At 43.7% G+C, this 23,046-nt stretch carries 20 protein-coding genes; 14 read left to right on the forward strand and 6 right to left on the reverse strand.

Translation table 11 applies throughout. The annotated features are described in order from the left end of the window. Positions 1-13: 13 nt before the first annotated feature. Genes icmH through tssH form a run of 4 tightly spaced genes read right to left on the reverse strand, consistent with a single transcriptional unit; the run spans position 14 to position 6,016 of the window. Complete coding sequence (gene icmH / locus F905_RS04655) at positions 14-820, reverse strand: type IVB secretion system protein IcmH/DotU (protein ID WP_005177793.1); 807 nt, start codon at positions 818-820, stop codon at positions 14-16. A 12-nt stretch (positions 821-832) separates the two neighbouring features. After that, entirely contained in the window at positions 833-2,197 is a 1,365-nt protein-coding gene (gene tssK / locus F905_RS04660) for a type VI secretion system baseplate subunit TssK (protein WP_005177795.1), read from the reverse strand. 5 nt (positions 2,198-2,202) lie between these two features. Then, entirely contained in the window at positions 2,203-3,318 is a 1,116-nt protein-coding gene (gene tssA / locus F905_RS04665) for a type VI secretion system protein TssA (RefSeq protein ID WP_005177797.1), read from the reverse strand. A gap of 19 nt (positions 3,319-3,337) precedes the next feature. Further along, complete coding sequence (gene tssH / locus F905_RS04670) at positions 3,338-6,016, reverse strand: type VI secretion system ATPase TssH (RefSeq protein ID WP_005177799.1); 2,679 nt, start codon at positions 6,014-6,016, stop codon at positions 3,338-3,340. Positions 6,017-6,406: 390 nt separating this feature from the next. Here tssH and F905_RS04675 point away from each other — a divergent pair, with 390 nt between their 5' ends. From F905_RS04675 to F905_RS04725, 11 genes are all read left to right on the forward strand, one after another. Further along, positions 6,407-7,045: a hypothetical protein gene (locus F905_RS04675; RefSeq protein WP_051065016.1), complete on the forward strand. Its 639-nt coding sequence runs from the start codon at positions 6,407-6,409 to the stop codon at positions 7,043-7,045. A gap of 20 nt (positions 7,046-7,065) precedes the next feature. Next, positions 7,066-7,569: a type VI secretion system contractile sheath small subunit gene (gene tssB, locus F905_RS04680; protein WP_005177803.1), complete on the forward strand. Its 504-nt coding sequence runs from the start codon at positions 7,066-7,068 to the stop codon at positions 7,567-7,569. Continuing rightward, positions 7,562-9,043 carry a type VI secretion system contractile sheath large subunit gene (gene tssC, locus F905_RS04685; protein ID WP_005177804.1) on the forward strand — a complete coding sequence of 494 codons (1,482 nt, stop codon included), beginning with the start codon at positions 7,562-7,564 and terminating at the stop codon, positions 9,041-9,043. Before tssB ends, tssC begins: the two co-directional genes overlap by 8 nt. Before the next feature lie 44 nt (positions 9,044-9,087). After that, positions 9,088-9,591: an Hcp family type VI secretion system effector gene (locus F905_RS04690; protein WP_005177807.1), complete on the forward strand. Its 504-nt coding sequence runs from the start codon at positions 9,088-9,090 to the stop codon at positions 9,589-9,591. A 67-nt stretch (positions 9,592-9,658) separates the two neighbouring features. Further along, complete coding sequence (tssE, locus tag F905_RS04695; RefSeq protein ID WP_005177810.1) at positions 9,659-10,135, forward strand: type VI secretion system baseplate subunit TssE; 477 nt, start codon at positions 9,659-9,661, stop codon at positions 10,133-10,135. Positions 10,136-10,146: 11 nt separating this feature from the next. Further along, positions 10,147-11,952 (forward strand): type VI secretion system baseplate subunit TssF, encoded by a 1,806-nt coding sequence (tssF, locus tag F905_RS04700; protein WP_005177813.1) that lies wholly within the window; start codon positions 10,147-10,149, stop codon positions 11,950-11,952. Then, entirely contained in the window at positions 11,916-12,911 is a 996-nt protein-coding gene (tssG, locus tag F905_RS04705) for a type VI secretion system baseplate subunit TssG (RefSeq protein WP_005177817.1), read from the forward strand. The genes tssF and tssG overlap by 37 nt, the downstream gene beginning before the upstream one ends. Then, complete coding sequence (locus F905_RS04710) at positions 12,908-14,323, forward strand: hypothetical protein (RefSeq protein ID WP_005177820.1); 1,416 nt, start codon at positions 12,908-12,910, stop codon at positions 14,321-14,323. Before tssG ends, F905_RS04710 begins: the two co-directional genes overlap by 4 nt. Positions 14,324-14,363: 40 nt before the next feature. Beyond that, a complete protein-coding gene (gene tssM / locus F905_RS04715) occupies positions 14,364-18,179 on the forward strand; it encodes a type VI secretion system membrane subunit TssM (protein ID WP_005177822.1) in 3,816 nt (1,271 codons plus the stop codon). A gap of 31 nt (positions 18,180-18,210) precedes the next feature. Beyond that, positions 18,211-19,170 carry a type VI secretion system-associated protein TagF gene (gene tagF, locus F905_RS04720; RefSeq protein ID WP_005177824.1) on the forward strand — a complete coding sequence of 320 codons (960 nt, stop codon included), beginning with the start codon at positions 18,211-18,213 and terminating at the stop codon, positions 19,168-19,170. 1 nt (position 19,171) lies between these two features. Then, the gene (locus F905_RS04725) at positions 19,172-19,939 is read left to right on the forward strand and encodes an OmpA family protein (RefSeq protein WP_005177826.1); all 768 of its coding nucleotides are present in this window, start codon (positions 19,172-19,174) and stop codon (positions 19,937-19,939) included. Positions 19,940-20,161: 222 nt separating this feature from the next. Here the strand turns inward: F905_RS04725 and F905_RS04730 are convergent, their stop codons facing one another. Continuing rightward, a complete protein-coding gene (locus F905_RS04730) occupies positions 20,162-20,383 on the reverse strand; it encodes a hypothetical protein (RefSeq protein ID WP_005177828.1) in 222 nt (73 codons plus the stop codon). 118 nt (positions 20,384-20,501) lie between these two features. Continuing rightward, positions 20,502-20,693: a hypothetical protein gene (locus F905_RS04735; RefSeq protein ID WP_005177829.1), complete on the reverse strand. Its 192-nt coding sequence runs from the start codon at positions 20,691-20,693 to the stop codon at positions 20,502-20,504. A 121-nt stretch (positions 20,694-20,814) separates the two neighbouring features. Here F905_RS04735 and F905_RS04740 point away from each other — a divergent pair, with 121 nt between their 5' ends. From F905_RS04740 to F905_RS04750, 3 genes are all read left to right on the forward strand, one after another. Beyond that, positions 20,815-22,038, forward strand: a complete 1,224-nt coding sequence (locus F905_RS04740; RefSeq protein ID WP_034597672.1) for a phage/plasmid replication protein, II/X family — start codon at positions 20,815-20,817, stop codon at positions 22,036-22,038. An 11-nt stretch (positions 22,039-22,049) separates the two neighbouring features. Continuing rightward, complete coding sequence (locus F905_RS04745) at positions 22,050-22,373, forward strand: hypothetical protein (protein WP_005177831.1); 324 nt, start codon at positions 22,050-22,052, stop codon at positions 22,371-22,373. Positions 22,374-22,718: 345 nt separating this feature from the next. Further along, positions 22,719-23,000 (forward strand): major capsid protein, encoded by a 282-nt coding sequence (locus tag F905_RS04750; RefSeq protein ID WP_005177836.1) that lies wholly within the window; start codon positions 22,719-22,721, stop codon positions 22,998-23,000. Positions 23,001-23,046 lie beyond the last annotated feature (46 nt).

Genomic DNA, 23,046 nt, shown 5'->3' on the forward strand with positions numbered 1-23,046 from the left:
TTTTATCTAAATTTTATGGTAAATGAATGGTGATATGCGCCTGTTCCGTTGGTGCAGTAATCACGTTTTGATATTGGCTCATTGCGCTATTATTCTGGTTGGACAGCATGTAACGCAGGCCGGCAAAGGACAATAAGGCAAAAAGGGCTAAGAACAGCAAAATCCAGAAAAAAGGTAATTCACGGTGAATAATATGTTTGATCTGATCCGGTAAGGCGGCAAAAGGCGAAAACGCGGTTTTCTTGCCTTTCAGATAATCAATTTCATCGCCAACACGCGCCACAATATGGTTCAGCGCTTCCATCGACTCAATACGATATTTGCCCTGAAAGCCCAGCAGCATGCAGTAATGATAAACCTCTAAAGCCGCCAGACGTTCTTTGCCACGACTTCTGAGCTGTTCCAGCATTTCAAAAAAGCGATAGCCGGCCAGCTGCGAACCGAACAGATTGAGTTGTAGGGGATTAATCAGCCAGTGATTCTGCAAATCAAAAAATTGCGGGTCCTGCTGGGTCACAATGGTTTCATCCAGCAAGGCACAATACGCATATTTGGCATCGTGAATATCATCGGCTGAAAACTGCAGTTTTTTTGCCTGGGTTTCAAAGCGGTTCAGCATATCCATGATTTTTTCACGGAATGCTTCAACATTGCCTGGCACATACTGGTTCTTGATCAAGAACACAATATAGAAGCCGTCATGAAGTAAATCGACCAGATTGGCACTATTGCTAATTTTCGGGTTGACCTGTGGTGGGGTCAGACCAGTACCAATCTGACCATCATCAAATAAGGAAGGTGCATGATGTGGAGTATTCATGAAAAAATGTCCTTAACCGTTCATGACAGCAATAAGTTCAATAGAAAGATCCTGGAAGCCGGCCGGCACATAGATACAGATCGATTCCGAGTCGAGCATGCGTTGATACAGGTCATTATTCGGCTCAATTTCAAAATAGCTCACTCCGGAACGTACCGGAATAGCGGTCGGAACCTGCATCAGGTGATGAATTGGAATAGCCGGTAAGGCAGCCATCACGCGCTGTTCAACATCAACCGTATTACCGACTTTAAAACGCAGTGGCACAATCTGGATCAGTTCATGCGCCTGCATCATCGAGCTGGACACGGCAATATACAGACGGGTATCGCGGGTGATTTTGTCGGATTCCAGACTGCCGACCCAATAAGACGGACGGATTTCTTTCAGGGCGATGCTGATATAACGGCTGGAAATAATGGTATCCAGCAATTCTCTGAGGATGACATCCAGCTGTTCAAAACTGTCCTGTAGCTGATGATGCTTATAACGCGGCAACTGATCGACTTCATAGGCCGTCGAGAAGGTCAGCAAAGAACCGGTTAAACGTAATAATTCAAAAAATAGACGTTCCGGATGAATCTGGGGATATTGCAGAACATGACTTAAAGTCGCATGTGCAGTATTTAAGGCATTCACCAGCCAGAACGAAACAATATCGCCAGAACGGAACTCAATCAGTTTCTGTTCATTTTCCCGGTTATTGGTTTGAATGGTTTTGATTTTGGCTTTAATCACATTCAAGGTACGGCGCAGGCCTTGCAGCAGGCTGTCGCTCGATTCAATATGTAAAATTGGTGGAATAAATTTGCGCTCAAACTCGAAATGGCCGGAACTGTGGCGTTTGATTTTGGCCACCGGCAAATAGATAAAGCCATCCATTTCATGATTTGGTTCAAACTGGGCATCCAGCAGTTTAAATTCGGCACGGCGTTTCAGCAGGGTAATATCTGCCGGGGTAGCGTCGGTGAATAAATCATGGGTTTGAGTGAGATGTGAATGGTAACGGCCCGGTTGAGCGCCAGATTCAAACACCACATTATTTTTATTTGGCTGTACAATCGGTAGCGCTAGATAAACCAGCATTTCACCACGCAGATTCAGGTCATCCAGCTGTACCGGTTCAGGTAGTAAATCACGTGCTGGCGCCTGATAGATTTCTCCATCTTGCCACAGCATTTCAATACTTTCTAAAGCCAGCACATGGGTATTTAGCTGAGCTTCATCAAACTTTATAGATTGCACACCATAAGCAAATGGAATGGTGGAACGAACAGTATGGTTCAGGCGCTGTTCATGATAGCTGTCTTGCAACTGAAAATGTTGCGGGCGTAAAAATAAGCCTTCGCCCCAAAGAATTTTATCTGCTTTAAACATGGCACTTACCAATCACTATTTGTTTCATTAGAGCTTTGCACACCCAGTAATTCCTGAATATTTTCAAGCGGGTTGTCATTTTTAATTACCTGAGTCAGCCATTCATGCAGCGGCATCTGACTCCATTTAATGGTTTTTTGCAGCATGTAGCTGACCGGGCTATGGGGTTCATTGGCCTGAAAGTAATCGGCAATTTCCTGTAAAACCTGCATGGCCTGTTCGCGGTTGGCCAGATGGTTTTGAGGTTGCGGTTGAAAACCGGTCGGTGCATTCATGATGGGCATCGCTATGGCAGGGGCTGCTGTAGCATTGATGGCATCAGCAGTCACAATGTTATTCTGTTCAGATGCTTCAACCAGAGTCTGCGCGGCAAAGGCATCTGTTTTATATAATTTTTTAAGCGTGGAATGAATCGAATCGAGCTGTGAGTCAATGGCGGCAAAACTTGGTGCATCCAGGCCCATCAATTGATCCAGTACTTCTTTTAAACTTGACCACTGCTGCAAAATGTCCAGAAAGTGCTGGTAATTCTGGTATTGCAGCGACTTCGAGGTATTCAACAGCGCCTGATCAAACTGCTCCAGCTGTGGCGTGGCTGCTTGATCAGATGAATCTTCACTTTGCTTGCGACGCAAATTGTCCTGATACAGAAAATTGTCATAATCACGCAGGCTCAAGTGAGGTGCAGTCACAATCGGCACGGTTTTAATCAGCACCGGAATCTGGTTAATCAAACCTTGCAATAAACCAATACGCTGATCCAGATCATCATCTTCAATTTCCGGATGCAGCTGCAACCAGTATTCATTCAAGCTTCGATGGCTGAGTTGAATAGCCTGAGCAATGCCCTCAAAGCCATACAAATTGCTCCATGCTTCCAGCAGCCAGCCATATAAACGGATATCCTTGGTTTTACTTTCCAGTAATTCAGTCGATTTGCTATGTACAAAACCCCAGTCGGCCTGTTTGGGTTCGGAGACCCAATCGCCCTGATCGAGAAGCGGATCATCCTGAGTTTTAGCCTTTTTAATGGCATGAAACTCATTGGAAAAAGAATAGTCTTCTCCACAAGGCTGTTCGGCAGAAATGGGGTGTAACAATACATCGAGGTTGAGGTTCATTGCTGTTCTGAATCCTTGATTACGCTTCAGTCATCTTTGCTTTTTTACTGCTTCGTTTTTTGGCCGTTTTTTGTTCCGGATCGAGCTGATAGATGATTTCATCGTCTTTGACATCAATATGAATCAGTTGCGGAATTTTTTGCTCAGCCAGTGCCATCAGGATTTCTGTCGCCAAAGCCGGAAGCACCGAAGAATTCAGAATATTGTCGACATTACGTGCACCACTATCGACTTCGGTACAGCGACTCAGCAGTAATTCGATTAAATCGTCGGAATAGCTGACTTTGGTCTGGTACTGCTGTTCCAGACGCGCGGTAATTTTACCGAGTTTGTGCTGGATAATTTGCACCAGTAAATCATCATGCAATGGGTAATACGGCACAATCCGCATACGTCCTAAAAAGGCCGGTTTGAACTGCTTGTACAAACTTGGTTTCAGCTTTTCAATCAGCTGTTCTGCGCTTGGCCATTCATCTACCGGCAGCGGCAGGCAACTTTGCATGATGGCGCCGGAACCGGCGTTAGAGGTCAGCAGGATAGTGGTATTTTTAAAGTCAATCAGGCGACCTTCACCATCTTCGAGCATGCCTTTATCAAACACCTGATAGAACAGTTCCTGCACATCACTATGCGCTTTTTCAATTTCATCGAGCAGGACCACGCTATACGGATTACGACGTACGGCTTCCGTCAGCACACCGCCTTGACCATAACCCACATAACCCGGCGGCGCACCTTTTAAAGATGAAACCGTATGCGCTTCCTGATATTCCGACATGTTGATGGTAATCAGATGCGATTCACCACCGTATAACTCATTGGCCAAGGCCAGGGCAGTTTCAGTTTTACCAACCCCACTTGGGCCGACCAGCAGGAATACGCCTTGCGGTTTGTTTGGATCTTCCAGCTTGGCTTTAGAGGTTTTAATGCCTTGCACCAGCTGATGCAGGGCATAGTCCTGCCCCATAACACGCTCAGAAAGTTTATCTTCTAAGGTCAGAACCTGCTTGATTTCATCATTAACCATTTTTCCGACAGGAATACCGGTCCAGTCCGAGATAATTTCATTAATAATCTGGGCATTGACGCGTTCAAATACCAGTGGATGTTGACCTTGCAGTTGCTGCAACTGGCTGCGTAACCGCTGCATCTGGGTCTGGCTGTTTTCATCGGCTTCGGTCTGCTGTTCTAGCATCTGAATCTGTTGAACCAGTTCCAGTTCTTGTTGCCATTGCTGCTGGGTGGCCGAAATTTCCTGCTCAAGAGCAGTAATTTTCTGATTTAAACCGTCTAAACGTTCATGATGAATCGGGAAGTGTGCATGTTCTTTTTCAACAATTTCGCGTTCAAGTGTTAAATTGTGCAGCTGCGCCTGTAACTGATCGAGTTTCACCGGCTGGGCATTTTGAGTCAGCGCCACACGTGCAGCGGCGGTATCTAATACACTAATCGCTTTATCCGGGAGCTGGCGACCACTGATATAACGATGTGAGGCATGCACAGCCGTGACAATTGCTTCATCATCAATATTCAGCTTAAAGTGATTGGCCATCACCGGAATCATGGCGCGCAGCATATCAATTGCGACTTCTTCAGTTGGCTCTTCAACTTTGACCACCTGGAAACGGCGGCTGAGCGCGGCATCTTTTTCAAAATACTGTTTATATTCGGCCCAAGTGGTGGCCGCGATAGTACGTAACTCACCACGAGCCAGTGCTGGTTTCAGCAGGTTAGCGGCATCATTTTGACCGGCCTGACCACCAGCACCAATTAAGGTATGCGCTTCATCAATAAACAGGATAATCGGATGGGTTGACGCCTGAACTTCCTGAATCACCTGTTTTAAGCGGTTTTCAAATTCACCTTTAACACTGGCACCAGCCTGTAACAGGCCCATATCCAGCACATGCAGATGCACGTTTTTTAGCGCATCGGGTACCTGATTATTGGCAATCTTAAGTGCCAAACCTTCTACCACCGCAGTTTTTCCGACGCCTGGTTCGCCCGTTAAAATCGGGTTGTTCTGACGGCGACGCATTAAAATATCCAGCATCAGGCGAATTTCAAATTCACGGCCAATCACCGGATCAATCGCGCCTGTTCTAGCTTTTTCGGTCAGGTTAATGGTGTATTGATCCAGCGCAGGCGTTTTTTTGCTGTTTGGTGCAGGCTCGATAGCTGTGACGCTTTCAGTTTCAGCCGTTTCCGGAGCGTGAGCGGTTTCATTTTCGACACTTTTAACACACACATCTAAAAATTTGTGCTTCATGGTGTCAATTGGGAACAGGTCAAACAGGCTCGAAGCACGCACCGCAATCTGATAAAGATCAGGTGCGGTTAGCAAAGCGACCAGTAAATGACCGCTGCGAATTTGCGGATTTTGCTCGGCCGAGGCCAATAACCAGGCCTGCTCCAACAGACGAATGATAGATTTTGCAAAGATAGGTGTACGATAATTACCCTTTGGCAGGTGACTGACACTTTCTTTTAAATCATGAATCAGGTCATCTTTTAAAATTTTATATTTATTGAGAAGGAGACTCAGGTCATTTTTATGGTCTTGGGTTAATAATTCTAGGAAAAAGTGTTCTATTTCAATTTCGTAGTTCTGCTGATTAATACAGGCATTGGCAGACTTTTCTAAGGCTGTTCTGGCATGACTTGATAGTTTATTAATCAAAATTTTTAAATTATTCATAACACGCTCTAGTTATAATTCCAGTCCAAATGGATTAAAGTAGCGACCATGGGCTGAACATCGTTTTCAGTAAATAAAATAAATTTTACTTACATATCAATAATTTGTATTGATATAAATATTGGGGTTGTAGTATTCTACCTAAAATTTTTTCAAAAATGAAAACAAATAAGACAAAAATAATTTCACTGGAAACAAAAATATGACAATTATTGTCGATAGTTGGCAGAATTTGTCTTGACGCCAGAAGTTTATTTTTTGTTAAATTTGCGCGATGTTTTTTTTTGATAAAAATTGTTCGTGTTCAGTTTTCAAATACACCCATTCACTATAAATGAATTTAGAAATTAGAGGCTCGTTTTGAAAAAAAGTATTCTTCTTTTTCCCCTAATGGCTACACTTTGTGCCACCCCAATTGCTTATGCAGATGAGCAGATTGAGCTAAAACGAGGCTGTATCAAGGATTATCCGCTGGTTAAGGGAGAAACTGATCAGGCATTGTTGGGGATTTATCAGCAAGTGTGTGCCAAAGAAAATAAAAAAAATCAAGAGGTGAAACAAGAACTGCAAGTTCAAGCCGCAAAGCGTTTTCAGGAACTTGGTAAAAATATGAAGACCCTGCAGCTGGTAGAACAGCTGGAAAACCAGGGCGTACGCCATCCTGACCTGACCGATGCGCACTTTTTAGCAGGCGTTTCGATTGCCAAAAATGCCTTAAATTATATGCGTACCGAGCAAATGCGCTTTTTATCTGACGAAGTGACCTATCCAGCGGCCAAGGAATTATCGGATACTATCCGCGCTTCAGTGCCTGCTCCGGATACCAGTTCTGCCAAGGCCATTACCGATGCATCGCTTGCCAAAAAAGCTGCAGCCCAACGGGCCGCAGCGCGTAAAGCAAGCAGTAATGCAAGTCGTGCCAAAACTACACGTACCGCATCGACCAAGGCAGCAACTGCAACAAGAACAACTGCTCCGGCAGCAAAACCAGCGGCTTCAAATAATCCATTTGAATCGCTACGAAAATAATAAAACAGGATCACTGTATTATGGCTAAACGTGAAAGTGTACAAAAGAAACTTCAGCGCATTCGTCCTCCACGTGTTCAACTGACTTATGATGTTGAAGTGGGTGATGGCAAAGAAGTGAAAGAATTACCTTTTGTGGTAGGGATATTGGGGGATTTCTCTGCTGCTTCTGAACTGGAAAAGACCAAATTAAAAGATAAAAAATTCATTAATGTTGACCTGGATAACATTGATGAAGTGATGGAATCTTTGGCGCCACGCGCAGCATTTGATGTGGAAAACACCTTAACCGAAGAGGGCGGTCGCATGTCGGTGGATCTGACCTTCACTTCCATGGAAGATTTCCGTCCGGAAAGTGTGGTACAACAGGTTGATCCGCTGCGTAAACTGGTCGAAGCACGTGAGCGTTTAACCGATTTGCGTAATAAGATTTCCAATAGCGAACGTCTGGAAGATCTGCTGGATGAAGTATTAAAAAATACTGACCAGATTCGTAAATTAAGCGCGGAGGCAGATCATGACTAATGCTCAGGCCGTTCAGGCGCAAACCCAGACTGCAGAAGAACTGACTTTGCTGGACTCCATTGTCGAGCAAAGCCGGATTGCCCGCAATGAAGAAGAACATGACCGTGCCAAAAGCCTGATTGGTGAACTGGCCAAAGAAGTTATGGCCGGGACAATTACCGTTTCTGAAAACATGACCTTGTCAATTGACAAGCGTATTGCTGAAATTGATGCGCTCATTTCTGCCCAGCTCAGCAAAATCATGCATCATGAACAGTTCCAGAAAATTGAATCGACCTGGCGCGGTTTATATTATTTCTGTCAGGAAACACCGTCGAATCCGCTGATTAAAATCCGCATGCTGAATACGACCAAAAAAGAACTGGTCAAAGATTTCCAGGGCGCGACTGATTTTGATCAGAGTACCTTGTTCAAGAAAATCTATGAAGAAGAGTATGGTTCATTTGGTGGTGCACCCTATGCGACTTTAATTGGTGACTTCGAGTTTGACCGTACGCCTTCAGATATGTATCTGCTGGAGCAGATTTCGCACGTGGCTGCGGCATCGCATGCACCATTTATTTCTGCGGCAAGTCCTAGCATTCTGGGGCTGGAGTCGTTTACCGATATTGACCGCCCGCGTGATGTATCCAAGATTTTCGAAACTGCAGAATATGTACAGTGGCGCTCATTCCGTGACAGCGAAGATTCACGTTATGTCGCATTGACCATGCCGCGTGTATTGGGCCGTTTACCATTCCATCCGAAAGATGGTGCAGCCACTGAAGGCTTTAACTTTATTGAAGAAGTGTCTGGCCAAAACCATGATGAATACTTATGGATGAACGCGGCTTATGCCTTTGGTACCCGTTTAACCAATGCCTTTGATATGCATGGCTGGTGTGCGGCAATTCGTGGCGTTGAGGGTGGCGGTCTGGTCGAAGGCCTGCCGGTTCATACCTTTAAAACCAGCGATGGTGAAGTGGTCTTCAAGTGTCCAACTGAAATTGCCATTACTGACCGTCGTGAAAAAGAATTAAGCGATTTAGGCTTCATTCCACTGGTGCATTGCAAAAATACCGACTATGCGGCGTTCTTCGGTGCGCAATCTGCACAAAAACCGAAGAAATACGACAGCGATAGCGCCAATGCCAACTCGGCCTTATCTAGCCAGATTCAGTACATTATGGCGGTTTCACGTATTGCCCATTATTTAAAAGCCATGATGCGCGACAAGGTCGGCAGCTTTGCCTCTGCTGGCAATGTTGAAGCCTTTTTAAATGATTGGTTATCGCAATACGTCTTGCTTGACGACGGTGCCTCTCAGGAAGCGAAAGCACAGTATCCGCTTCGTGAAGCATCGGTAAAGGTTGTAGAAAATCCTGCTCAGCCGGGACACTACAAGTCTGTGGTTTTCTTAAGACCGCATTTCCAGTTGGATGAGTTGTCGGTTTCTTTGCGACTTGTTACTGAGTTACCTCAGTCCTCAAATTGAGGCAACTTATAATAACTTTTAACTAAAACAGGAAAATTTATAAAATGAAAGATATCTACGTACAGTTTCGAGGGAAGTATAAAGTTGATGGCGAATCGCGTGACGCAGAGCACAAAGATTGGCTAGAAGTAAATTCTTGGGCGCACAATATCCGTCAGCCTAAATCAGCGACTTCTTCAAGTGTAGGTGGTCATACTGCTGAGCGTGTAGAACACTCCGACATGGTTTTTGTTAAAGATTTGGATGCTACCAGTCCAAAACTTTGGGAAGCATGTTCTGCGGGTTATACCTTCGATGAAGTACAGATCGATTTCTATCGTGCTAACGGTGACAAGCGTATCAAGTACCTGCAAATCAAACTGAAACATGTACTGGTTTCAAGCGTAACGCCAACCGTAAATGAAGAAGGTGTTCCAACTGAATCATTCGGTTTGAAATATGCTGCAGTCGAGTGGACTTATAACCAGCAAGATATTAACGGTACCCAAAAAGGTGCTGTTACTAAAAAATGGTCACTTTCAAATAACACAGCATCTTACGCTGCTTAATTTGTATGACCACGGGAGGCTGGCACTATGCCAGCCTCTACCTGATTTTATGCTTAATTAGTAACACATGAATTTAGACCAGCTTTATCCGTACGGTTTTAGAACTACATTATTTGACCGGCTTTTAACTACAGAAGATTATCATTTAAAGGGGCTGTCATTACATGAACTTCGCGAATCTGTCGCTGCAGATCTGGAAGACCTGCTCAATAGCCGCATGGCATCTTTGCATGAACAGATTGATGATTTTCCACTGGTCAAAAAGTCCATTATGCAGTTCGGGATTATTGATTTTGTCGGCTTATCGACCGCTAATCCAAGTGACCGCGATAAAATCTGCCAGTCTATTGCACAATCCATCGCGGCACATGAACCGCGTTTAAGACAGATTAAAGTTGAAATGTTATTAGATGAACAGGATATGGGGGCATTGTGCTTGAGTATTCAGGCCTATATCAATATTCATCCTTTATATGAACCTGTGATTTTTGATGCTTTATTAAAACCAACAACACAACAATATGTTATTTCGGCACGTGCATAAGTGGGATTTCTGTGATTGAAGACTTGTTACCTTATTACGAAAAACAGCTGCAAGAATTCGGCCAGCAATCTCGTGAATTTTCCCAAAAATATCCTAAAATCGCCCAGCGTCTGTCTTTAAATCAGGAACAGATTGATGACCCGCATATCGAGCGTTTAATTCAGGCATTTTCGCTAATTGCCGCGCGTATTGATAAAAAACTGGCAGACAGCTACGACATTTTTACCCGTGCCTTGTTTGAGGTCATGTTTCCACAGTATTTAAAGCCATTTCCGGCCTGTTCTGTGGTCAGCTTTGAAGATCTCAATAAAATTAAACAGCTGACCGAAGCACATACAATTCCCAAAGGCACGGCGTTAAAATCCAGAAGTTTCAAAGGTGTGCAGTGTGAGTTTTCCAGCACACACAGCGTGAATTTATTGCCAATTCAGCTCAACAAGCTGGAATTCAAGAGCAATCCGAGTGCGCATATGCACTTGAACCAGAACGCAACCTTAAGTCTGGGTTTTGAAATTTTTAATCAGGCACACGCATTGCTGCAACAACAGCAGTTGCCAATTTATCTGGATGCAATTTCCAATTTTCCGCTTCAGGTACTCGATGGTATTTTCAGTCCCAGTACCGGATTTTCATTAAAAATTGGCCAGCGCCAAATTCAGATTGCTAATCCGTTTCAGCTGATGGGCATGCATGAGCAGGAGAGTGTACTGCCGCTAGATGAGCATACCCATCATGCCTACCGGTTATTGCTGGAATATTTCTGCTTTCCGGAAAAGTTTAATTTCCTGAGTCTGAATCTGGATTTTCTGTGTTATCTTGAAGATCAGAGCCAGTTTGAATTGCTGATTCATCTGAAACTGAACCTGAATGATCAGATGGTGATTCGCAATTATTCCGAACTGAACGTGGCCAACTTTAAATTATTTGCCACACCGGTGGTGAACCTGTTTGAGAAGCAGGCCGAACCGCAAAAAATTGACCACAAGCAGCTGGAATATCCACTGGTGACCGATGCGCATCATCCTGAGTTTTATCAGATGTACAGCATTCAGGAAATGAACATGATCCGGGAAAAAACCAATCAGGATCAGGTAGTTTTTCCGGTTTATCCATTTTTTGCCATGAGTCATTATCGGCATGAAGATATTCAGTTTTATTACGCCCTAAATGCCAAGCAGCTGCATAACCGTTTTGTGGAAACGGGCTACAGTGTATTGTCAAAGCAATTACAACCGCAGCACACCAAGTCGGATTTTATCAGCGCCAAACTGCTTTGCTCAAACCGTGACTTGCCACATGAGGCTTTAAGCCAAGCCAATAATATTTTAAATCTGAATGACAGCAGTCTGGCACGGCGCGCTCTGGTACTGAAGCGTCCGAATAAGCCGTATTATTTTGAGCAGAATAAAATGGAACAATGGCGGGTGATCTCGCATTTATCCTTAAATACCTTGTCTTTGATGAAAGGCGATGCGATCAGTCATATCAAAGAGCTGCTTGAACTTTATAACCTACCAAAATCTAAAGAAAATCATTTAATTATTGACTCAATTAAAGCGGTCGAGTTTTCGTTAACCCAGAAAATGGTCGAAGCTAAACCCTTTCCTTTATTTGTGCGTGGTCTGAAAGTGCATCTGGATATTGATCCACAGGTATTTCGTGGCCATAGCCTTTATATTTTCAGTACCTTGCTCAGCCATATCTTTAACTTAAAAGTTCAGATGAACAGCTTTGTGGATGTGGTGGTGCGCGATGCCAACAGCTTACAGGAGTTATACCAATGCGTGCAGAACGTTGGTGGCAAGAAACTTCTGTAATTGCAGATCTGGTTGAACAGCCGACGGCATATGAGTTTATTCAGGCCACGCGGCTGCTGCGTCATGCACCTGAACAGGCCGCACAGGCCGACTGGAAAAAGGGCTTTCAGTTTCAGACCTCGCTCAATCTGAATTTTCCGGCGGCAGAAATTGAAACATTGGCGGTTGAAGATGATCAGATTCAGCTGACCAATTTAATGGTGGGACTCACCGGCATTCAGGGGGCCTTACCGTATACCTATACCCAGCGCGTCCGCCAGAGTCCACGTATCCAGCGTGAAGAAACCGTGCAGTTCCTCAGTTTGTTTAATAACAAACTGACCGGCCAATATATTGAAGCCAGCCTGGCTTATAACTTGCCGGTACGTTATGAGGTCGAACACGACAATCATTATCTGGATATTCTGCATGCGCTCAATGGTTACATCCGTTCACAACATGAACAGGATGAGGTGGATCATTATTTTGCAGAATTTTCAGGCCTGATGCAGGGTCAGAACAATACTGCACATGCCTTAAAAACCGTGCTGAACTGTATTTTTAAAACCGATTTTACTGTGCATGAATTTATTGAAGAAAAATTCAAACTGGATGATGCGCATAAAACCTGTTTAGGTGGCAGCAATCCGGCCTTGCTTGGAGTAAATACCTTTTGTGGGGAAACCATCCGCCAGATTGATGGCAAAATTGAAATTGAAGTCGGGCCTTTAAACCAGCAGCAATATCAGGAATTTTTACCGGGACAGCCAGCCAGTATTAAACTGAAAAAACTCTTACAGACCTGGTGCAGTCCGACCCTAATGGTTGACTTGCGTTTGGTGCTGAGCAAAGAAGATATCCAGCCTTTATGTCTGAACTCCTGTCATCGCGCTGGGCTAGGGCAAGGGGCTTTTTTAATGCCGCAGGCATGGGCAGATAATCGTGATAGCTGTTATCCGCTGTTGGGGGATCAAAGATGATCAAGTGGGTCATGGGCACTTTTGTCAGTATTTTTATTCTGGTCAGCACCGCCATTATCTTTTACTGGCGCGATATTCAGCATGATCCTGATACGGCAGATATGCTGGCATTTTTTGTGTTTTTGCCTTTGGCGATTACGCTGCTGCTGACGTCGCCTTTCATTATTTATAGCGCAGTCCAGCGTTATAAAAAACGGCAGGAAGAACAAAAGCAGCAGGAGCAGGCAGCACTTGCCCAGCAACAGACTCCTGAAGAAAAAGCGGAGCCGGTCAGAACGGTGGCGCTGAACCTGTACAGTGGTTATAGCCAGCATGCTTTTGGTGAAAATGAACAGATTGTCGAAGAATTAAAAAATTTCACCAGTCCGGAGCTGGATCATCAGCTGTTAAATGCCTATGGCTTGCCAATTTTGTCCTATCGCATTAAAGACCTGGATGATGAAATTGAGCTGGATGATGATGCAGATGAATATAGCGTCGACAGCCAGCGCAGTTTACGCATGCGCCGGTTGGTGCAGCAGCAGCTGGTTCAGCACAGCGATGTACTGATGCAAATTGCCGAACATTTAAAACTGTCGGCACTGTTTTATGACAGCGAGCTGGCCTATCAGTACCGTATGCATCCGGGCTGGAGTGATCCCAACCATCAGGAAGATGAAAGCCTTGAACCTGAGCCGGTACAACCCGTTGCACGTTTAAACCGGATCAATATTCATGTGGTGCTGGCAGAAGATTTGCTGCATTTGTGGAATGAAATGGACAGCCAGCAGATGATCATGGAGTTTATCCAGGATTTTCAGGTGATTCCGGAGCAGATTCATATCGAGCATCATTACTGGGGCAGTAAAAATGCCTATCAGGACTGGTTTGAATTGCTGGAACAGACCGCAGCACAAACCGAAGACGTATCACTAATTGTGCTGGTCGATTCTGAAATTGATCAGGACGTGATTGATGAAAAAACCTGGCTGACCGACCATTATTTACCGGCTGAATTTGTCTCTAGCTGTATTGTGGCCTCCACCGCGGTGCAGATTAACCAGTTAGAACCATTCAAAATGCTGCAGCTGGTGTTGAATGAAAAAAATATTGCCCATTACCTGCAGCAGCATCAGATGACAGAACTGGCGCAATTCGATCAGGAACAGCCTTTTGTGCTGATGCCGGATGATCCGACCCAGATTAAAGTCGTGAAGCAGATTGAACAGAGTTTTGCTGAGTCTCAAATCGAAACTCATCATTTTTTATATACAAAACAAAGTATTGGTCATACCCAACACTTATCGAAAGTGTTTTCTTTCATGTTGGGCATGCATCTTCCAGAGGGAATTATTTCCATGATTTACAGTACCGAACATCCGGCCACCCACGTACTTTTTATGCCGGTTTCCCATGAAACCCCACAGGGCTGATGTTGCAGTATCGCGCGAATTTTAGAACAACGAGAACAGTATGTTTTATACCATTTTAGGCTATGTCTGGCAGTATGTGACTAATCCGAAAGCGATTATTGCACTGTCTATTTTTGTGGCACTCATAGCATCTTATAACACCATTCCGCGCAATCTATTCTGGGCGCTGATGGCAGTGTATATTCTGGGTGTGGTCGGATACGGGATTTATGCCTTGATCCAGCGTTATCGTCATGAAAAGCAGGGCGAAGAGCTGGCCGAAGCCATCAGTAAAGACACCGAAGCTGAATACGGCAAGCAGAAAGATAAAGAAGAATTACAGCTGATTCAACAACAAATGAAAGAATCGATTCAGCTGATCCGCAAGTCTAAACTGGGTGATAAAAAGGGCAATGCGGCCTTATATGAATTGCCGTGGTATATGGTGATTGGTAACCCGGCCGCCGGAAAAAGTTCGGCGATTTATAACTCCGGTCTGAAATTTCCCTTTGAAGAAAGTCATCAGAAAATGGTGTCTGCCGGTTTAAGCGGTACCCGTAACTGTGACTGGTTCTTTTCCACCGAAGGGGTATTGCTGGATACAGCCGGGCGTTATTCGGTCTATTCCGAAGATCATTCTGAATGGCTCGGTTTTTTAGGTTTATTAAAGAAAAACCGTTCTCAAGCGCCAATTAATGGCCTGATTGTAATTGTCAGCATTGCCGAGCTGGTCAGCCAGAGTCCGGAAAAATCAATTAAACTGGCCAAGAATTTACGTGCCCGGATTCAGGATTTAACCGAGCGTCTGGAAATTTATCCTCCGGTGTATCTGGTGTTTTCTAAAATGGACCTGATTGCCGGCTTTACCGAATTCTTTGAATGTTATGAAGTGAATGAGTTTGATCAGGTCTGGGGTGCAACCTTGCCCTATGATGCGGAATCTTCTCAAAATGCGGTCGAGCTGTTTGAAAAGCATTACGGCATTTTATATGACGGTTTAAAAGGCGTAAGTACTACCCATTTAAGCCGCCGCCATTCACAGAATATTTCTCCAAGTGTCATGACTTTCCCGCTGGAGTTCAAGAGCTTAAAGCCAGCGCTGAAAACCTTTATTGGTACCTTGTTTGAAGATAATCCGTACCAGTTTAAACCGGTATTCCGTGGCTTCTATTTCACCAGTGCCTTACAGGAAGGCACCATTGAAAGCCCGATGACCGAGCAGATTGCACAGGACTTTTTACTGACCAAGATTCCCAACAGTGAACATGGTGTGCCGACCCGTTCGGTTTCACAAAACCATGGTTACTTCCTGAAAGGGCTGTTTTCCGATGTGATTCTGAAAGACAAGAATCTGGTCAAACAGCATATTAATCCACTGCGTAAACGCCAGCGTTATGTTGGCTTTATTGCCGCATTGTTTGGTGTGTCGATTATTCTGGGACTGTGGGTCTGGTCGTATCGCAATAACCAGCAGTTAATTGCCGAAGTGCAGCAAGACCTGAATAAAGTGGTGCAGATTGAGCAGCGCTCTGGCACCGAACTGGCCGGACAGCTTGAAGCCTTGCTGATTCTGCAAAACCGTATGTCACAGCTGGACAGTTTTGCTGAAGATCGTCCATTAAAATTTGGCTTTGGTTTATACCAGGGCAATGAGCTGCGTGAAAAGCTGAAGACTGAATATTTGCAAGGCGTGCAGCAGATTGTGCTGCAGCCGGCACAGCAAAACATGGCACAGTATCTGCAACGGGTAAAAGCCAATGAAGAAACCCTGAAGGCCAATCATGCCAATGTGGAAATCAAGCAGGTGGCCAATCAGCAGAAATATCTGGAGCCATCGGACAGTAATCCGCAAGATGCGTACAATGCACTGAAAGCCTACTTGATGATGAGCAATCCGGAATATCGTGAAGCTGGTCATTTAAGTGATCAGGTCACGCGTTTCTGGCGTCCGTGGTTAGATGCCAACCGGGGGAATTTGGCGCGCGGCCAAATGCTGAAAGATGCCGAGCAGATTTTATCTTATGCCATGACCCTGGCCAATGATGCCAAATTCCCGAATCTGGAAGCGGATACCTTGGTGGTTGATCAGTCACGTCAGGTGTTATTGTCTGTGGTGCGTGGTATGCCGGCACGTGATCGGGTCTATAACGAAATTAAAATGCGTGCAGCGGTACGTTTCCCGGCCTTAACCGTCAAACAGATGGTCGGTGAGAATAATCAGGCGGTGGTGCTGGGCAGTTATGCCTTACCGGGTGTATTTACCCAGAAAGCCTGGGCAGAATATGTCGAAACCGCCATTGATGAAGTCTCCAACCGGCCAACAGATTCTAAAGACTGGGTGTTAAACAGTACCCAGTCCGATGACCTGACCTTTAGTGGCAGCCCCGATCAGATCCGTAAACAGCTGACCGATCTGTACAAGCAGGAATATATTGCAGAATGGCGTAAATTCCTGGCTGGTGTGCACTATGCCAAAGGCAAGGAATTTAAACAGTCTGCGCAGAATATTGAAAAACTGGGTGAACCGGAAAATTCACCAATCCGTCAGATGATTACCCGGATTGCACAGGAAACCTTGTGGGATAATCCGGTGGTTCAGGCAGAACTAGCCGCACCGCAAAAAGGTTTTATTGCCTGGTTTAAACGTAAAGTGTTGAACCGCGATGAAGCGAAAATGGCGGAACAGGCCGTAGCCAGAGCACAAGGACCAATTTCCAAAGAATTCCAGATGTTCTATCAGCTGGTACGTAAGCGTGATGACCAGCAGAACAAGTCTTTACTGGATGAGTATATGCAAGCGATTGCTCAGGTGCGCAGCAAGTTCAATGACCTGAAAAGTGCGGGCGATATTGGTCCATCGGCCATGACCTTGGTGAAACAGACCATCAATGATCAAAGTTCGGTGTTTAACAGTACCCAGAAACTGGTCGATGAGAAGATGACGGTGGGCTTAAATGAACGTGACCAGCAGCTATTACAAAAACTGTTGATCAGTCCATTAACGCATTCATTTGAAAGCCTGTTAATTCCGGCGCAGGATGAGATCAATAAACTCTGGACCATGCAGGCTTATCAGCCATTTAGCGCCAATTTAAGCAAAAAATATCCATTTAATTCCTCTGCGACCTTACAAGCGACCAGCAATGAAATTAGCCAGATTTTGGGTGAAAATGGCAGTATCGCCCGTTTTGTGAAAGAGCATTTAGATCCGCTGGTGATCCGTCGTGGCTATACCTTAACCTCAAAAACCTGGAAAGATTTAGGTATCAGCCTGAACCCGCAATTTGTGATGAATTTCCAGAGCTATGTCGCGCCTAGCAATGGCATGGCGACAGGTGAATTGTCTCAAACCGCGGCGCAAGCACCGGTGAATCAGTCCAACTTCCAGTTCTATCCATTACAGAATCCGCAATTACTGGCCTATACCATTGATATTGATGGGCAGCGTATGGTTTATGAAAATGGCATTCAGCAATGGGTGAATTTCGTCTGGCCAAATCCGGGTGCGATTCCGGGTGCGCGTATTACAGCGGTGGATTTAGAAGGTAAAACCCATACCGTCTTTGATGAACCGGGTGAGTACGGCATTAACCGTCTGATTGACACGGCTCAGCGTACCCAGCAAGGCGGCAGCTTTGAAATGGTCTGGAAAAGCAAGCAGGACCCGAATATTGCGGTGAAACTGAACTTCCGACTGATTAGCGGCAACTCGGGTAATATTGGCTCAAGCCGTGGCTATGCGGGTTTACAGCTGGTTGATCAGGTGGTTACCAATAAATCGGTACGTGTCGTGGCTGCGCAAACAGCACCGACACCTGCCACTGCACGCACCAATAGCACATCGCCTTTAAAAGGAATTGAAGGAGTACAGCCATGATCAGCCAGAACAGGCGAGTGGGAGAGCAGGGATGAATGAGCTGAAAACCCTGCCATTTTATTATGGTAAATGTCCGGCTCGAGGCGATTTTTTGAAAACCAAAGGTCAGTCTTCACTGATTCAGGTGCTGGATCAGTGGATTACTGAGGCGCTGGAAAAAGCGATGCAGTCTCCAGAGTTTCAAAATCGCTATACGCAGCTGCCATCGCTAGATTTTTTCATTGCCAATCCGCAGGAATATAAATTTCTGGTGGCCAACTTAATTGCCAGCGAAGACAGTTCGGGGCGACAGTTTCCGATGGTGCTGAGCCATCTGCTAGATGTAGATGTCCCCCTGGAGCATTTGCTGTATGCGCCTTATCGCTATAAACAGACCCTGATTGATCTGTTTCAGAAAAACCGGGTACTCAAGTCGATTCGTGATCCTGAGATTTTGCTGGACAAGCTGGCCAAATTGAATAACCAGATTCAGGTATTTGATGTGCATGAAAGTGCGGCGTTTTATGAACATCATACGACGCATTCTTTTGCTCAGTTGATGAAAATCAGCACCTATGAGCTGGCACAAAGCATGATTGGACTGGGATTATTGCTGCAACCGGTGATCCATCAAGGCACCAGTAAATTAAATAAAGTGCTGATTTTACCGATTAATAATCATGCCTATTGCTATGAAATTGCAGCGTTTTGGGTCAGCCTGATTAGCCGTTTTGTCGCCAATCAGAACACAGAATTGCTGGTCGGTTTACTGCATTATGATAAACCCTTACTGATTTTTGGCTTTCATGGCGCAGATATTCAGGCTTTAAGCGAAATTTTCACCCAAAACCTGGACAGTTCGCATTGGGTATCGTTGGTCAATGCCAGCTGGATTGATCCGTATCTGGAGCAAAATGCAGGTTTGGCGGCGTTGGAACAGGCTTTATGTGAACGCCAGCTTAGCTTAAGCCAGGGAATCAAACTCTTTAGACAGACTTTTATAGATGGATAAAATGATTAAAAATCAATTAAATACATATAAAAATCAATGGCTGTCTGTACTCTTGTTCAGTGTTAGTAGCTGGGTATGTGCACAGCCGATTGTAGTTGAAGGCGTGGTCCCGAATGAAGCCAGCAAACAGGCCATCCTGACTAAAATGCACAGTGTGTATGGTGTGGACCAAGTCATTGATAAAATTCAGGTTAAATCGGTTGCTGCACCAAATGGCTGGAGCGAATCGGTCACACGAATGATCACGCCAGACCTAAAAAAAGTGAAGCAGGGTCAATTGTCGGTACGCGGTACGCAAATTGATTTAAATGGAAAAATGTCCAATCAAAATGATATCCAGCCAACCACAAATGCTTTTCAGGGCTTGGTACAGGCGCCATATCGTTTTAATGCACAGTTATCTGTAAATCAGGCCGAACAGAAAATTATTGATGATGCCTTGAAAAACCGGATTATTGAATTTGAATCTGGCAGTGCGGTTTTAGCCGCATCTGGGACAAAAATTCTTGATGAGATGGCGATTGCCTTAAATAAGGTTGGTGGCAAGCAGGTGAAAATTATTGGCCATACTGATAGCTCTGGTGATGCCAATAAAAACCTGATCTTAAGTAAAGAGCGTGCACAGGCGGTAAAAGATTATTTGATTGGCAAAAATATTCCTGCAGATAGTTTGAGTGTGGAAGGTTTAGGCGCCAACAAACCTGTGGCAGACAACTCAACAGCTGAGGGTCGTAAAAAGAACCGTCGTATTGAGTTTGAAGTGATTTAAGTGGTCATTAAAGGAATAAGAGCCATCTACAGGATGGCTTTTATTTAATATGCTATATTTCGTATAATGTGTGCAGGATTATGTTATTTGCACTTCACATTGCTACAAATAAAAAGCCCATTGGTAAATTCTCCAGTGGGCTTTTTATTTGTCAATGTTGCTAAGATCGCAGAGGGCATAGAAGGGCATTTAACATCAATCTGCATTATACGAAATCGTTTTTTATAGTTTTGGTTCTTTTCTTTCATTGTTTTTATTTTTCTCTTTATAACTAAATTTAACTTCTATGTCTTTGTTTTCATAGTATTTAATTAGCTTGTATACTACATATACAACTACAGTTATTAATATGATTGCTGTAATTCCCTTCATTAAAATCATTCTAAAAATCATTGATTCTATTTCAGCACTCATATTATTTAATTGTATTGCTGCTTCTTCCATTTTTTGTCCCCAGTAAGTAGTAGGTAGTAGTAGGCGCAGGCAGGAACTTGTTCCGCCGCGACTACTACTTGAAGGAGTCCACGTCTTCTAATGGTGGACTCTAGTCTTAAATTTGAGACTATTTAAGAATAATAACTTTCCCGCTTTCTGACACTTCGGCTAATGCTATAGCTTGTTCTAACACAATATGGGCTAATTCTGTGTCTTTTATTGGCTCACATTTTTTAGCAATTAATTTTTTGTTTAATTCAACTGCTTTGTTTCTCAAAAGCTCTTTCTCTTTAGCATTCAGCCTTAACATCTCTGCCATGATTGTTCCTTTTCAATGAGAGCCAATTTTCAACATTTTATATAAACATGTATACATGCTTTACAAGAAACATATAAATATGTTAATTTCAGCATCAATAAGAAACATGTATACAAGTATTATGTTAGATCATCTTTGCATCAATGCTCCGTTTGAAAGCTCATTCTATGGATTGAATGAGGCTGGTGAGTATTTTTTTATTGATGTTGATTTACATAGTATTGAGATTCCGCTTGCATCGCGTTCAGTACATAAAGATGAAGATGGTGACATAAAAGCGAATGCTTTATTTCATCCGTTTGAATCGGTCCCAACACATTATACGGGGATGGCTATGAAAGTATTTTTTGATTCTTCATATGCGCCTTACGTCCAAATTAAGGCTTCGCCTGCGAAATTATTGCAGGGCCATAATGTGTTTGGTACTGATGATATAGAGCAGGGTGCTTTAGAAATGATCGGCTTTTTGTATGAAGCTTATCCAGTTCTTTCTAGAATGCTTGATTGGTCACAAGCATGGGTTTCACATATTGACGTTACATATTCTGCCCGTGTCAAAGATCAAAACACCGCTCATAAAGTTTTGGATTTTTTATCCAATGTTTCTAATGGCCAGACTCGGCTTTCTAAGAAAAAATTTGACACTTCCGTTTACTGGGGCGGACAAACTTCCAGACTTGTAAACCACAAGTGTTATTTAAAACATGAGGAATTTTTAAAGCAATTTGAAGAACAAAAACAGCTCGCTTTAAAAAATGATAAAGCTGCTCAACGTGTTGTAGATGTTATGTCAGATCAAAGGCTGATTAACTGGACTGTTGGTTTATTGCGGTTTGAATCTAGATTAAAAAAACGTTGGTTAGAGCGGAATAATATCCCTACTAATTTATTTGAATTAATCAGATTCCAAAAGCAAAACCCTGAGATTCTCCAGCAGTTATGGACCAAAGCCACGTCAAAGATATTTGAAGCATTAAGAGGTCAAACTATGAAAGTTACTGACGATAAAACTGTTTTAGAAGCAATTGAAAAATCAGAAATTGTAAAACGTGCTAATGGCAAGCCATCGCATGTCAAAGTACGTAATCTTTTCGCTTTGTATTGTCTAGTACGTGAAAAAGGTATCGAAGAAATCAAAGCAAACTATTCAAAGGCATCTTTCCACCGTCTTTTATCTGATTTGATGTTGTGTGGTTTCTCAAAGGCTTATCTTCAGAATCTCCACACTGAAAAAGCTAACAACATTATCCCTTTTGTCAAGCTCGTAGAAATTGACTTATCTCAGCAATTGCCTGAGTGGTATCAGCCGCCAGTATCGCAATTCAAAACCTTAAAAATAGCTTAGGAGCATAGAACATGACAGGCCAACATCCAGTTATGACAGTTACTGGTATCCGCAAATCTGCCGGAGACTTCAAAGATGAGTCAGGTAAAGAAATTAAGTTTTCTAATACCGTTGTAACAGTATTACAAGAATATTCAGAACGTGAAAAAGAGCAGGGTGCTATCGGTATGAAATCTACCGATTACAAAATTAAAGGCGCTCAATTCTTCAATGATTATCTGCAACAGGAATTGCCAGCAAAAGCAGAAATGCTTTTCCAGTGGGATTTTTCAGGCAAACAGCCAAAGGCGGTGTTACATGCGCTTAATTTCGATATTGACGCTACATCAATCTGATTTGGTTGAGTGCCCGATCTGCTACACGATTATTTATCAAGGCACTCTTTTTAAACATATTTCCCTTTGTAAGGGTTAAAGGATTTTATAAATGATACAGATGCTCGTTTGGTACTTCTTTATTGTTGGTTTACTGCTCCACATTGCAGCGCCTGTAGTCATTTTTAAAATGAGAAAAGCAAAATGATTTGTATGTTCTACGCTGAAGATCAGACAAGTTGTATTGCTTATCTCTCCAGTGAAGCTGTAGGCGCTCTTATGATCATGTTTATTGTTCTTTTGGGTGTTTATGGCATTTTTAAAATAATACTCCGTTTGATGGGGTTTAATTAATAGGGGTCTATCATGGATCAAAAACAACTTGAACAAGGTTTAAAAAACAAATATGGCACTGGTAAGAATGGCTTTAAAGCATTCTTAAAAGACGCTCGCACTTATGGTCTAGGCGCTACTTTGGGCGGTGCTTTGGCTGCTTCAAATGTAAACGCTGCTGTTGATGTTACGGACACGGTTGCAACTCTAACCTCTGATGGAACGGCTGCTATTACTGCTGTTGGTACTGCTTTACTTGCTCTTGCTGGTATTGCTGTTGTTTTCAAATGGGTTAAGGCTGCATTTTTCAGTTAAGTGTTTCGGGTGGGCTTCGGCTCGCCCTTTTTTTCAATTAAATATT

This window comes from Acinetobacter sp. CIP 53.82 (assembly GCF_000369465.1).
Classification (GTDB): domain Bacteria; phylum Pseudomonadota; class Gammaproteobacteria; order Pseudomonadales; family Moraxellaceae; genus Acinetobacter; species Acinetobacter indicus.